Source organism: Methylobacterium sp. D48H (assembly GCF_053345715.1).
Window position 1 is genome coordinate 1 of the sequence record NZ_JBKFAP010000011.1, and the last position, 12,884, is coordinate 12,884.

11 protein-coding genes and 1 pseudogene are annotated in these 12,884 nt (G+C 72.0%); 7 read left to right on the plus strand and 5 right to left on the minus strand.

What is annotated here, in order from left to right; genetic code table 11:
- A pseudogene (locus ACLBX8_RS18235) lies at positions 1-228 on the plus strand (hypothetical protein); the annotation flags it as partial.
- A 42-nt stretch (positions 229-270) separates the two neighbouring features.
- On the opposite strand, the gene ACLBX8_RS18240 reads toward ACLBX8_RS18235, so the two are convergent.
- Positions 271-519 (minus strand): hypothetical protein, encoded by a 249-nt coding sequence (locus tag ACLBX8_RS18240; RefSeq protein ID WP_447682114.1) that lies wholly within the window; start codon positions 517-519, stop codon positions 271-273.
- 89 nt (positions 520-608) lie between these two features.
- Positions 609-1,082, minus strand: coding sequence for a CYTH domain-containing protein (locus tag ACLBX8_RS18245; RefSeq protein ID WP_056533583.1), 474 nt, complete (start codon positions 1,080-1,082; stop codon positions 609-611).
- 245 nt (positions 1,083-1,327) lie between these two features.
- Between ACLBX8_RS18245 and ACLBX8_RS18250 the strand changes: the two genes are divergently transcribed.
- The 6 genes from ACLBX8_RS18250 (at position 1,328) to paoC (ending at position 8,837) form a co-directional block, all read left to right on the plus strand.
- Positions 1,328-1,798: an NUDIX hydrolase gene (locus ACLBX8_RS18250; RefSeq protein ID WP_020094084.1), complete on the plus strand. Its 471-nt coding sequence runs from the start codon at positions 1,328-1,330 to the stop codon at positions 1,796-1,798.
- A gap of 216 nt (positions 1,799-2,014) precedes the next feature.
- Positions 2,015-4,474: a bifunctional diguanylate cyclase/phosphodiesterase gene (locus ACLBX8_RS18255; RefSeq protein ID WP_056533585.1), complete on the plus strand. Its 2,460-nt coding sequence runs from the start codon at positions 2,015-2,017 to the stop codon at positions 4,472-4,474.
- A gap of 138 nt (positions 4,475-4,612) precedes the next feature.
- The gene (locus ACLBX8_RS18260; RefSeq protein WP_012321181.1) at positions 4,613-4,810 is read left to right on the plus strand and encodes a hypothetical protein; all 198 of its coding nucleotides are present in this window, start codon (positions 4,613-4,615) and stop codon (positions 4,808-4,810) included.
- Positions 4,811-5,091: 281 nt separating this feature from the next.
- Positions 5,092-5,667 (plus strand): aldehyde dehydrogenase iron-sulfur subunit PaoA, encoded by a 576-nt coding sequence (gene paoA / locus ACLBX8_RS18265; protein ID WP_020094082.1) that lies wholly within the window; start codon positions 5,092-5,094, stop codon positions 5,665-5,667.
- A complete protein-coding gene (locus tag ACLBX8_RS18270) occupies positions 5,664-6,614 on the plus strand; it encodes an FAD binding domain-containing protein (RefSeq protein WP_447699702.1) in 951 nt (316 codons plus the stop codon). Before paoA ends, ACLBX8_RS18270 begins: the two co-directional genes overlap by 4 nt.
- A gap of 3 nt (positions 6,615-6,617) precedes the next feature.
- Positions 6,618-8,837 (plus strand): aldehyde oxidoreductase molybdenum-binding subunit PaoC, encoded by a 2,220-nt coding sequence (gene paoC / locus ACLBX8_RS18275; RefSeq protein ID WP_447699703.1) that lies wholly within the window; start codon positions 6,618-6,620, stop codon positions 8,835-8,837.
- 32 nt (positions 8,838-8,869) lie between these two features.
- Here paoC and ACLBX8_RS18280 read toward each other — a convergent pair whose 3' ends face one another.
- The 3 genes from ACLBX8_RS18280 to ACLBX8_RS18290 form a co-directional block, all read right to left on the minus strand.
- On the minus strand, positions 8,870-9,100 hold the full coding sequence (locus ACLBX8_RS18280; protein WP_447699704.1) for a DUF6894 family protein: 231 nt from the start codon (positions 9,098-9,100) through the stop codon (positions 8,870-8,872).
- Positions 9,101-9,306: 206 nt separating this feature from the next.
- Positions 9,307-11,913: a TonB-dependent receptor gene (locus ACLBX8_RS18285; RefSeq protein ID WP_447715597.1), complete on the minus strand. Its 2,607-nt coding sequence runs from the start codon at positions 11,911-11,913 to the stop codon at positions 9,307-9,309.
- 291 nt (positions 11,914-12,204) lie between these two features.
- Positions 12,205-12,822 (minus strand): SOUL family heme-binding protein, encoded by a 618-nt coding sequence (locus tag ACLBX8_RS18290; protein WP_447682118.1) that lies wholly within the window; start codon positions 12,820-12,822, stop codon positions 12,205-12,207.
- Positions 12,823-12,884 lie beyond the last annotated feature (62 nt).

A 12,884-nucleotide genomic window follows, 5' to 3' on the forward strand; every position in this document is an offset into this window, starting at 1 on the left:
CCGCAGGTGCAGACGGTGCCGCCGCGCCCGGCCGCGCCGACCGCCCCGCCGCCGGCCCCGCCCGTCGACGCGGCGCCCGCCCGCGTCCCGCCGCCGGCCGCGTCCGGTCCCGCGTCGGGTCCCACGTCGGGTCAGGGCCCGGCGCCCCGGTCGACGGCAGGGCGGCGGACGAACGAGCTGCGGCTCGGCGAGCGCTGGAAGCGGCGCCTGCCGCACTTCATGCGCTGATCCAGCGTCGACGGCCCGGCCGCGCCCTCGCGGCCGGCCGCGTCAGGTGAAGAACGGCCTGAAGTTCTCGAGCCATCCGCGCAGCCAGGCCTCGCAGCCCTGCCGGGCGCCCTCGGCGTCCTGGCCGTGCCCCCAGATGTCCTCGGCCAGCGGGCTCCACCAGGTCCAGAACCGGCTCGATCCGTCGTAGGCACAGATCCCCACGACGACCGTCCCGACCCGGCCGACGAAGCGCGGGAGCGGCACGCCGGCGGTCTCGTTCTGCGTCCAGGTGATCAGGGTCCGGGGCATGCCGTGAGAACGGTGGCCGCCCCGGGATGTTCACGGGCCCGGATGTTCGAGATGTTCGACCGGACGGATCCGCCCGGCGCGTCGGGGACCTAGGCCGCCCACCGCTCCGGCACCGGTCCCGCGGCCAGCCGCGAGTTGCGGTAGCGCGCGTCGTCGGTGACCTCGCGCTCGACCCAGGGAGGGAGCACCACCGGCTGGTCCTCGCGCTCCAGTTCGATCTCGGCCAGGATCAGGCCCGCGAGGTTCCCGCCGAACACGTCGACGTCCCAGACCGCCCCGGCATGCGCGACCCGGTAGCGGGTCTTCTCGAGCCGCCGGCCGGGCGGCACGGTGGCGAGGAGCGCCGCGCCGTCCTCCGGCGCGATGGCGAACTCGATCTCGTCCCGGCTGGCGCCGCGGCGCGGGCTCTTCCACGTGATCAGCGCGCGCTCACCGGCCCGGCGGATCCGGATCGTGTTGGCCGCGTCGGTGAAGAGGTATCCCTGAACCAGGGGCGTCCCCGCCCGGCACAGCGCCAGAACCGACGGGTTCGCGATGAACTTGCGCTCGATCTCGACAGCCATGCCGCGCCTCGTGGACGTTTGACGCGTCAGCCTTCGCCGACAAGCCGGCCCGCGACAAGCCGCCTGGAGGGGATGAGCACAGCGTTACAGGCATGGCTCGGTGCCAATGCGCGCGGGCTGCAATGGGATCGTGTTAAACTTATGTAAAAGCGTGAGGAGGCCGTCGATTGCAGAAGCATCATCAGAAATCCCGCCCTTCTCCGTCCGCGAGGTCAGCGCTGAAGACGGCATCCAAGCGGCCGAACTTGAAGAAGCTGCTCCGCAAGGCGCAGGTCAAACCGCTCAAGCAGGTGGCGGCCCTGCCGTTCCGTGTCGGCGCCGACGGCCGGATCGAGGTTCTGCTGATCACCTCGCGCGATACCGGGCGCTGGATCATCCCGAAGGGCTGGCCGATGACCGGCCGCAAGGCCCATCAGGCCGCCGCGCGGGAGGCCTACGAGGAGGCGGGGCTCGAAGGGCAGATCGCCGCGAACCCGGTCGGACGGTACCATTACCAGAAGCGCTTCGACCACGGCCGCGCCTTCCCCTGCATGGTCCGCGTCTACCCGCTGCGGGTCGAGGCCCAGCACGAGCGCTGGCCGGAACAGGCCCAGCGCACCCTGCAATGGTTCGCGCCCGAGGAGGCGGCGCGCCTCGTCCACGAGGACGAGCTCCAGGAACTCCTGACGGATTTCGCGGCGCGGCCGATCGAGATCCGCGGCGACGGGCGTGGCTGACGGGCGTGGCTGACGGGCGCCGCGACGGGCACGGGCGGGCGGACCGCCGCCGCGCCCGAACATACAACTCCTGATCTGCGGCCTGACCGGCGCGCGGCGGCGCCCGGAAGAGTCTCGTCCGCATGGCGGATCGGACCCGTGTCCGGGCGGAATGCAACTTCTGATTAGTACCCGCGGGTTAAGGTTCCCGCCGTCGCAGATGGGCGGGGCACCTCGATGTATCGCGCGTTCGCTTGCCTGACCGAGGAACATACCGGCTGGGTGGTCGCCCTGGCCGCCTGCGTGTGCTGGATCTCCTGTGCGGTCGCCCTCAAGCTGGAGCAGCGCGTCCAGGTCCGCGCCGACGGGCACGGGCCGGTCTGGCTCCTGGCCTCGGGCTTCTCGATCGGGGCCGGGATCTGGAGCACCCACTTCATCGGCATGCTGGGCTACGATCCCGGCGTGGTGCTGGGCTACGAGCCGCGCACGACCCTGCTCTCGCTGATCGTCGCGATCGCGGCCGCCACCGTGGCCTTCCTGTTCGCCCGGGCCACGCCGTCGCGCTGGGCCGGGGCGGGGGCGGGCCTCGTGCTCGGGATCGGCATCGCCTGCATGCACTTCCTCGGCATCGCCGGCGTGCGGCTGCCGGGACACTTCACCTGGGACCCCGCCATGGCCGCCACGGCGATCGCGGCGGGCTGCGGGCTCGCGGCCGCCGGCATGGCCATCCATGTCGGCAGCGCGGGCGCGCGGGCCCGGCTCGCGGCCGCGACCGTCCTGACCCTCGCCATCGCGATCCTGCACTTCCTCGCCATGGCGGCCGCCCGGGTGGTGCCGGACCCGGCCCTGGCGGTCCCGCAACTCGGCCTCGCCCGGGGCGTCCTGGCCGGCGGCATCGCCGGCGTGATGGCGGTGATCCTGGCCTTCGCGGCGCTGACGCTGATGCTGGACCACCTGCGCCGGATCAACGTCGCCCTGGCCCGGCAGGGCCGCATGCTGCGGGAGAAGACCCTGCTGCTCGACGCCACCCTCGACAGCATGGACCAGGGCCTCATCATGGTCGACGCCGGCGGCGTGGTCCGGGTCTGCAACGAGCGGGCTCTGGCGCTCCTCGACCTGCCCCGGGCGATGATGCAGGCGCGGCCGAGCTACCGGGCGGTGCTGCGCCACGAGGCGAGCCGCCGCGAGCGCCGGCGCCCGGACCGCTCGATCCGGACCTGGATCGAGCGCGGCGAGGCCGGGCAGACGCAGGTTCACGAGCGGGCGCGGCCCAACGGCCTCGTGCTCGAGATCCGCACCGTGCCCCTGGCAGATGGCGGCTTCGTGCGGACCTTCACCGACATCACCAAGCGGAAGGCCGCGGAGGCCGAGGTGGCGCGCCTCGCCCGCCACGACGTCCTCACCGGCCTGCCGAACCGGGCGCTGTTCCACGAGACCCTCGCGCGCAGCCTCGTCGACATCGTCCAGCGCGGCGGCGCCTGCGCGGTCCTGTACCTCGACCTCGACGGCTTCAAGAGCGTGAACGACAGCCTCGGCCACCAGGCCGGGGACGAGCTCCTCCGGCGCGTGTCGGCCGGCCTGCGGGGCATCGCGGGGGACGGGGCGGTGGCCCGGCTCGGGGGCGACGAGTTCGCCGTGCTCTCGGCCGGCGGCGCGGCCGAGGCCGAGGTCCTGGCCGAGCGCCTCATCGCGCTGTTCCACAGCCCGTTCAGCGTGGGCGGGCACCGGGTCGGCGTCGGCCTGAGTGTCGGCATCGCGCTGGCCCCCGAGCACGGGACGGATGCCGAGCCGCTGTACCGCCGCGCCGACCTCGCCCTCTACCGGGCCAAGGCCGAGGGCCGCGGCACGTACCGGATCTTCACCCCCGCCATGGACGAGGAGGCCGAGGAGCGGCGGGTGCTCGAGCGCGACCTGCGCCAGGCCCTCGACGACAACACCCTGAGCCTGCACTACCAGCCGCAGGTCGAGGGCCACACGGGGGCGCTCGTCGGGTTCGAGGCGCTCCTGCGCTGGACCCACCCGGTCCGCGGCAGCGTGTCGCCCAACGTGTTCGTGCCCCTGGCCGAGGAGACCGGCCTGATCGTGGCGCTCGGCGACTGGGTGCTGCGCGAGGCCTGCCGCGAGGCGGCCCAGTGGGCGCAGCCCCTGAAGGTCGCCGTCAACCTCTCGCCCCGCCAGTTCCAGAAGCCCGGCCTGCCCGAGACCGTCCTGGCGATCCTGGCCGAGACCGGTCTCTCGCCGGACCGCCTGGAGCTGGAGGTCACCGAGAGCATCATCATCAACGACATGGCGCGGGCCGTGGGCATCCTCCGCCGCCTGAAGAGCTACGGCATCCGGATCAGCATGGACGATTTCGGGACCGGCTACGCGTCGCTCGCGACCCTCCAGGCCTTCCCGTTCGACAAGCTGAAGATCGACCGCTCCTTCGTGGCGCAGCTCGGGACCGGGCCGCAGGCCGCCGTGATCGTCCGGGCCGTGCTCAGCCTCGGCCGCAGCCTCGGCATGGGCGTCGTCGCGGAGGGCGTCGAGACCCACGCGCAGATGAAGTTCCTGACCGAGGAGGCCTGCGGCGAGATGCAGGGCTTCCTGTTCGGCAGGCCGCGCCCGATCACCGACTACGCCGCCGCGGTCGGCGGTCCCGCCGGCCCCGCCGAGGAGTCCGCCCGGGCCGAGCCGGGCCTCGCCGCGGTCGGCTGAGCGGGATCGCCGATCCGCCGCCGGGAACCCGCCCGATCGCTCCGACGTTGGCCCCGCAGATTGGATCACTTCTAAGGTCCAAGCTCTCGTCCCCCGCCGGGACGGCCCCCGGGCCGCCGGCCTCACAGGAGCCCGACCATGAACGCCAAGTGCGAGACCTGCCGGTTCTTCGACGAGCACAAGGGCAACGGCGCCGTCGCGCAGAACGATGCCGGCCTGTGCCGCTTCAACCCGCCGGTCAGCCAGCCCGCGCCCGAGTCCAAGGGCCTCTGGCCGGTGGTCGCCGCCCAGGACTGGTGCGGCCACTACACCGCCGAGATGACCGCGGCCGAGTAGGCGCGTCCGCCACGCGACGATCGGGGCCGGCCTTCGGGTCGGCCCTTTCGTTTGGACGGGTCCCGGCGCGGCCCGCCGCAACTTTCGCGTTCCCGGCCGCGCCGCCCCCCTGACCATCGCGGGAGCGGGCTCTACCTTGGAGCCGATCCAGGGTGCCGCCGCTTTGCGGGATGTCTTGCCGGGATGTCTTGCCGGGATGTTCCGCCGGGATGTTCCGCCCGCGGGCCCCGGCGACCGGGATCCCGTCCGCGCCTTCGTGATCTGAACCGGAGAGAGACTTGATGGTGAGCGCCGAAACCGTGCCCCAGGACCCGGGCGCCAGACCTGCGCGGACCGACGCACCGGTCCTCGCCGCCGTCACGTTCACGGTGAACGGCGAGCGGCGCACGCTCGAACTCGACACCCGCACCAGCCTGCTCGACGCCGCGCGCGAGCACCTGCACCTCACCGGGTCCAAGAAGGGCTGCGATCACGGCCAGTGCGGCGCCTGCACGATGATCGTCGACGGGCGGCGCATCAACGCCTGCCTGACGCTGGCGATCATGCACCAGGGCGCCGAGATCGTGACCGTCGAGGGCCTGGGGCAGCCCGACAGCCTGCACCCGATGCAGGCGGCCTTCGTCAAGCACGACGGCTACCAGTGCGGCTACTGCACGCCGGGCCAGATCTGCTCGGGCGTGGCCGTCCTGGAGGAGATCAGGGCCGGCATCCCGAGCCACGTCACGGCCGATCTCGGCGCCGCGCCGCAGGTGACCGAGACCGAGATCCGCGAGCGGATGAGCGGCAACCTCTGCCGCTGCGGCGCCTATTCCAACATCGTCGAGGCGATCACCGAAGTCGCCGGGAGCCGCGCATGAAGTCCTTCACGTACGAGCGCCCGGGCACGCCCGCCGCGGCCGCCGCCGCCGTCGCCGCCACGCCCGACGCCAAGTTCATCGCCGGCGGCACCAACCTGCTCGACCTGATGAAGCTGCAGATCGAGACCCCGCGCCACCTCGTCGACGTGAACGGGCTCGGCCTCGACGCGGTCGAGCCGACCGAGGAGGGCGGCCTGCGCATCGGCGCCCTGGTGCGCAACACCGATCTCGCGGCCCATCCGCGGGTGCGCGCGGATTACGGGGTCCTCGCCCGCGCGCTGCTCGCCGGCGCCTCCGGCCAGCTGCGCAACAAGGCGACCACCGCCGGCAACCTGCTGCAGCGGACCCGCTGCCCGTACTTCTACGACACCGCCCAGCCCTGCAATAAGCGCCAGCCGGGCTCCGGCTGTTCGGCGCTCGACGGCGTGAGCCGCCAGCTGGCGGTGATCGGCGGCAGCGAGGCCTGCATCGCCACGCATCCGGGCGACATGGCGGTGGCCATGCGCGTCCTCGACGCCACCGTGGAGACGATCGACGCCGGGGGCGCCGCGCGGACGATCCCGATCGCCGAGTTCCACCGCCTGCCGGGCGACGACCCGTCGCGCGACACGAACCTCGAGCCCGGCGAGCTCATCACCGCGGTGACGCTGCCGAAGCCCGTTCCCGGGACGCACATCTACCGCAAGGTCCGCGACCGCGCCTCCTACGCCTACGCGCTGGTCTCGGTGGCGGCGATCCTGGGCAAGGACGGCTCCGGCCACGTCGCCTTCGGCGGCGTCGCCCACAAGCCCTGGCGGGTCGAGGCGGCCGAGGCCGATCTCCCGAAGGGCGCCCGGGCCGTGACCGACCGGGTCTTCGCCGACGCCGCGCCCACCCACGAGAACGCCTACAAGCTGAAGCTCGCCGAGCGGACCCTCGGCGCCGCGCTCAACCAAGCGAGGGCCTGAGCCATGAAGTTCGACACCGCCGCGGGCCCGAACCCGATCGACCGCCTCAAGGTCGTCGGCCTGCCCACCGACCGCATCGACGGCAAGTACAAGACCACCGGCACCGCGCCCTACGCGTACGAGCGCCACGACGCGGCCCCCGACGCCGCCTACGGCTACGTGCTGGGCTCCGCCATCGCCAAGGGCCGGGTGCGCAGCATCGACACGGCCTCGGCCCGGCAGGCGCCCGGCGTCATCGGGATCGTCACCACCCTCGACACGCCGCGGATCGAGCGCGGCGTGATGAACGTCGCCTACCTGTTCGGCGGCGACGTGATCCAGCACTACCATCAGGCGATCGCCGTCGTGGTGGCCGAGACCTTCGAGCAGGCCCGGGCGGCCGCCTTCCTGGTGACGGTCGATTACGCCCCAGAGGCCGGTGCGTTCGACCTCGCCGCCGCGGCGAAGACCGCCGAGCCGGTCCCGGCCGACAGCGGCGAGGGCAGCGGCGGCAACGGCGAGGAGCGGACCGGCGACTTCGAGGGCGCCTTCGCGCAGGCCCCCGTGACGCTCGACGCGACCTACACGACGTCCGACGAGAGCCACGCCATGATGGAGCCGCACGCCACGACGGCGGCCTGGGACGGCGACCGGGTCACGCTCTGGACCGCCAACCAGATGATCGGCTGGGGCCACGGCAGCCTCGCCAAGATGCTCGGCCTGCCGAAGGACAAGGTCCGCCTCGACGCGCCCTATGTTGGCGGCGGCTTCGGCGGCAAGCTGTTCGTGCGCGCCGACGCGGTGCTGGCGGCGCTCGCCGCGAAGGCCGCCGGGCGGCCGGTCAAGGTGGCGCTGACCCGCCCGCTGATCGCCAACAACACCACGCACCGCCCGGCCACGATCCAGCGGGTCCGGATCGGCGCCCAGCGGGACGGCACCATCACGGCGATCGCGCACGAGAGCGTCTCGGGCAACCTGCCGGAGGGCGATCCCGAGACGGCCGTGAACCAGACCAAGTACCTGTACGCGGGGGCGAACCGCCTGACCGCCATGAAGCTCGCCCGGCTCGACCTGCCCGAGGGCAACGCCATGCGCGCCCCCGGCGAGGCCCCGGGCCTCGCGGTGCTGGAGGTCGCCATGGACGAGATGGCCGAGAAGCTCGGCCTCGACCCGGTGGAGTTCCGCATCCGCAACGACACGCAGGTCGTCCCGACCCAGCCGGACCTGCGCTACTCCCACCGCGACCTCGTCGGCTGCCTCAAGCTCGGCGCCGAGCGGTTCGGCTGGGCCCGGCGCAACCCGAAGCCCGGACAGGTCCGGGAGGGGCAGTGGCTCGTCGGGCACGGCATGGCGGCGGCGTTCCGCGACAACATGGTGCTGAAGTCGGGCGCCCGGGTGCGGCTCTCCGCCGACGGCACGGTCACGGTCGAGACCGACATGACCGATATCGGCACCGGCAGCTACACGATCATCGCGCAGACCGCCGCCGAGATGATGGGCGTGCCCCTCGACCGGGTCGTGGCGCGGCTCGGCGATTCGGACTTCCCGGTCTCGTCGGGTTCGGGCGGCCAGTTCGGCGCCAACTCGTCGACCGCGGGCGTCTACGCGGCCTGCGTGAAGCTGCGGGAGGCGGTCGCGCAGAAGCTCGGCTTCAACGCCACCGACGCGGTGTTCGAGGAGGGCGAGGTTCGCGCCGGCAACCGCGCCATCCCGCTCGCCCGGGCCGCCGCCGACGGCGAGCTCGTGGCCGAGGACGCGATCGAGTTCGGTGAGTTCTCGAAGACCCAGCAGGTCTCGACCTTCGGCGCCCACTTCGTCGAGGTCGCGGTGGATGCCTATACGGCGGAGGTCCGGGTGCGGCGGATGCTGGCGGTCTGCGCGGCGGGCCGCATCCTCAACCCGAAATCCGCCCGCAGCCAGGTGATCGGCGGGATGGTCATGGGCACCGGGGCGGCCCTGATGGAGGAACTGGCCGTCGACACCAAGCGCGGCTTCTTCGCCAACCACGACCTCGCCGGCTACGAGGTGCCGGTCCACGCCGACATCCCGCACCAAGAGGTGATCTTCCTCGACGAGGTCGACCCGATGTCCTCGCCCATGAAGGCCAAGGGCGTGGGCGAGCTCGGCATCTCGGGGGTCGGCGCCGCGGTCGCGAACGCGATCTACAACGCCACCGGCATCCGCGTGCGCGACTACCCGATCACCCTCGACAAGCTCCTCGACCGCATGCCGGACGCGGCCTGACCGGGGCGCGGGGACGTCCTGCCGGGCGTCCCCTACGGGTCCACGACGTGGAAGCTGGCCCGGGCCCGCATCACGAGGCGACCGTCCTCGTCGTAGGCGCTGGCGGCGAAGTCGTTCACCCCGGTCTCCTCGCCCTCGTCGTGCAGGAGCGCCGTCAGGGTCCGGCGCAGCAGGTCCCGCAGGGCGGCCCGGTCCGGGAGGACCGTGCCCTCGTCGTCCCGGACGGCGACGTGGTCGGCGGTGTCGATGAAGTAGCGCGGCATGGGTGTCTCCAGGATCGGGGTGACCGGGACGGGAGCGCCCGCAAGCCTCGCCGGCGGCCGATCAGGGATACAGATCGGGTCGACGGCCGCACTCATCTGGGTTTGAAAGACCGGGCCAATTTCTTGGCCGCCAAGGACCGATGACGCGAAACAGAACGGGGACCGCGGATCCCGCGGCCCCTCGCATCATCGTCCCGTGGACGGGATCAGTACTTCCGGATGATCGGCTCCGGCGCCATCGGGACCGGATCCGCCCCGAACCGGTAGGTGAGGCCGGCGTAGATCGAGAGCGGCTGCGCCAGGGTCGTGGTCCGCGGGTCGTTGATCGACAGGTTGCCGGCCACTGCGCCCGTCTCCGCGAAGGTGCCGAACGTGGCGTAGCGGTTGTTGGTCAGGTTGGTGATCAGCCCGAAGATCTCCAGGTTCTTGCTGACCTGATACTTCGTCGTCAGGTTCATCACGTAGTAGGCCGGCAGCTTGCGGTTGAGGTTCGATTCGTCGCCCCGGTAGTAGGACGACGAGAACGCCGAGACGTTGAGGCCGAAGCGCCAGTTCGGGGTGATGCTGTACTCGAAGCCCGCCTTGATCTGGTGATCGGGGATCAGCGGGATCTTGTCGCCCGGCCGGACGCGGATGCCGCCGTTCGGGATCACGTCGCCGCCCACGGCGCCGCCGGCCGCGCCGGTGCTCGCCAGCGGGTTGTTGGGCGACGAGAGGGTCGCGTTGAACTGGAAGGTCGCGTCGACCAGGGCGTAGTTCGCGTAGACCAGCAGGTCGGGCGTGACCGCGTACTCGGCGCCGACCTCGATGCCCTGGCGCCGGGTCGCCGGGACGTTGATGTAGTAGGCGCGGGCGGCGTTGCCCGCGACGGCGACCTGGTAGAGGTCGTTGCTCAGGTCGGTGCGGTAGACGCCGGCCTTGTAGGTGAGGGCGCCGCCCGACAGGAAGGCCGGGATCACGCCGCGGAAACCGGCCTCGTAGGTCCGGCCGGTGACCTGCTTGAGCGGCGGATCGGCCACGAGCGAGTTCGGCAGCAGGCACGGCTGGGTCGGGCTGGAGCAGGACAGCTCCAGCGGGGTCGGGGCGCGGTTCGATTCCGAGTAGCCGCCGTAGAGGTTCAGCGCCGGGTCGAACTGGTAGGTCAGGCCCGCGAGCGGGTTGACCTTGGTGTACTCGTGCACGCCGGTGACGTCCGGCGAGAACCCGGTCTGGTCCCGGGTCTGGATGCGGGCGTAGTTGAGCCGGAAGCCGCCGGTCAGCGACAGCCGGTCGGTCACGTCCAGCGTGTCGGTGGCGTAGAGGCCGAGATACAGGGTCGAGCCGCTGACGTTGCCCGGCGCGAGGCCGATCGCCCCCAGCGTGCGGATGTCCGGCGTGCCGAGGCCCGGGATCGTGCCGTAATACGGGTTGTTCGGATCGACGGTGATCGACAGGTTCGGGTTGATCACGCCCAGCTGGCTCGCCGACTTGAACGAGAAATTCGAGGCGTCGACGCTGCCGCCGACCACGAAGGCGTTGTTCAGGCCGAAGATCCGGTCGCGGTTGGCGGCCTGGAGCGAGCCGCCGTAGGATTCGGCCTCCGTCCGGGTCGTGTCGATCGTGCCGTACGGGATGTTCCGGACGAACGGGATCGTCTGGTTGTTCAGGCCGAGGATCGCGAACTGGTTGGCGTAGGCCCGGCGCGCCGCCACCTGGCTGGTGGGCGGCGCGTTCACGTTGAACGCGTCGTCCTGGTAGCAGAGCGAGCCCCGGAAGCTGCTGCGGCTGCTGCAGTTCTCGAAGTTGCCCTGGTTGCCGTCGACGTAGAACTCGCTGAAGCGCCGGTAATAGGCGTTGCCGGCGAGGTCCCAGGTCGGCGAGAGGTCGACCCGGCCGGTCAGCTGGAGCGTGCCCACCTGCGTCGTCTGGGTCTGCGGGTAGGTGAAGATCGCCCGCGGGTCGAGATGGGTGAAGTCCACCGGCGTGGCGGCGGCGGCGCCGTAGAAGCTGCGGGCGGCGAGCCCGATCAGGTGGAACTCCGAATCCTGCGAGCGGTAGCCGAGATCCGCGTAGAGGCGGCCGATCGTGCTCGGGTTCTGGTAGCGCCAGCCGCGGTCGTTCAGGCCGTCGCCGGTGAAGTAGAAGCTCCAGGGGCCGGAGATCTTGCCGTACTCGAGGTAGCCGGCGGTGCGCGCGTCCGAGCCGCCCCAGGCCGAGATCTCGGTGCCCTGCCAAGTGAAGCCGTTCTTCATCTGGATGTTGACCGCGCCGCCGATGGCGTTGAGGCCGAAGACCGGGTTGCCGGTGACCACGTCGATGCGCTGGATCGCCTGCGGCGGGATCAGGTCGAAATTGACGACGTCGCCGAAGGCCTCGTTGATCCGCACGCCGTTCTGGTAGACGGCGAGCCCCTGCGGCACGCCCTGCACCGACGAGGCCGTGAAGCCGCGGTAGCTGAGATCGACCCGGTTCGAATTGCCCTGCGAGTCGTTGAGGTTCACCCCGGGCGTGCGCCGCGCCAGCGTGGCGATCACGTTGTCGGAGCCCTGATCGACCTCGATCTGCCGGGCCGTGACGGTCTCGACGGTGCTGGGGATCTTGTTGAGCGGCTGCTCGGAGCCGCGCAGCCGCACCCCGCCGGCCGGGGCCGGCAAGGTCGGCGCGGCCTGGGCGAGCGTATCGAGATTCTGGGCGCCGCTGGAATTGCCGCCGCCCGCACCCACCGGCGACGTCGAGATGACGCTGATCTCGCCGAGGGTGACGGATTGTTGAGCCTGCGCGACACCCGGCAACAGAGCCACGGACGCGATCAAGCTGCCTCGCAGGGCCCGCATATCTTCCCCCAACCTGGATTCGAAGGCACGCGCCGCTTCGCGTCGGCTGCGTGCGCCTCACTGATCTCGGGTCGGGTCGCGACCTCAATTCACATTCTGTTTAATCCCTGCCGGGGACGACTTGCGGGCTCGAATGATCGGCCCTGTGGCGCAAAGACAACAAAAGAGGAAGATCGCGGCAAGTCTTCGGGATTATTATGAAGGACATCGCGGGATAATTGCGCAATCGGGCCGGTCCTCCGGGGCGGCGTCCGAGGCCGCGCGCCCGGCCGTCAGGACCGGTCCCGGCTCTCACGGCGGCGGCAGGCGGACGGCGACCTCGTTCCGGCGCAGGAACGGGATCGCGAAGGGCGGGTCGTAGCCCATGACGAAGGGCGCGCCCGCCGGTGCGCGGCCGGCCGCCGCCAGGACGGCGGCGAGGATGCCCGCCTGCGCGGCCCGCGCCTCCGGGGTGAGGCGGCCGGAGAAGCGCAGGGCCGCGACCCGCTCCGCCGGGACCTCGACCAGCCGGACCCCCGGCTCGGTCGGGGCCGGCGCCCCGGCCGCCGCCACCGCGCGGGGCAGGAAGAACCGCATCGTGCCGGTGCCGTCCCGCTCCACCGGGACGGTCATGGCGATGTGCTGGGCGATGCGCTGGCCGCCGCTCTCGACCGGCGCCGTCATGGCGATGCGGTCCCCGGCCCGGTTGGCGCCGGTGATGTAGCGGAACAGCCGCCCGAAGGCGTCGCCGTCGCCCTGGCCGCGCGCGTCGGTCTCGACCGCGAGGCGCGGCGCGTAGGACCGGATCTCGACCCCGCGGTCGAGGCGCTCGACGACCGCGTAGGCGGGCTGCTCGTAGAGCGCCCGCACGCCGAAGATCCCGAGCACCGCCTCCGCCAGGGTGACGAGCGCGTACATGACCCTGTCCATGGGACCTCCGGGGGCGGGCGCGGCGTCTCCCGCGCGGAACCTCCCGCGGGAACATGGCGCCG